Source organism: Bacillus sp. SIMBA_074, from assembly GCF_046534555.1.
Classification (GTDB): Bacteria; Bacillota; Bacilli; order Bacillales; family Bacillaceae_G; genus Bacillus_A; species Bacillus_A mycoides.
In genome coordinates this window covers 1-273 of record NZ_JAWRYM010000492.1, presented here as the reverse complement: position 1 = coordinate 273, position 273 = coordinate 1, and the positions used below count along the sequence as shown (strand labels likewise).

At 52.0% G+C, this 273-nt stretch carries 1 protein-coding gene; it reads left to right on the top strand.

The window, feature by feature from the left end; genetic code table 11:
* Positions 1-273, top strand: a 273-nt coding sequence (locus tag SB773_RS31715; RefSeq protein WP_486304314.1) for a P-loop NTPase family protein, incomplete at both ends; no start/stop codon positions are given.

Sequence of the window (273 nt, the reverse complement as noted above, 5' to 3'; positions counted from 1 at the left end):
AGGCTGAACTACAAAAAATGGGTGCTCCAACCAACTACTGGCAATGTGCACAAGCCCTAAGCGGCGGTCAGATGACTCGCCTGCGTCTTTGGTGGGCATTTTATCAACCACGACCTTTGCTCATTCTCGATGAACCGTCGAATCATCTCGATGCAGCAGGTCGTAACTGGTTACGCCAGCAATTACGCCAATTTGCAGCCAGGCCTGGCGCGGCCATTCTGTTTATCAGCCATGACCAGGCTCTGTTGCAACAGGCAGAGGTGTTATATGAGC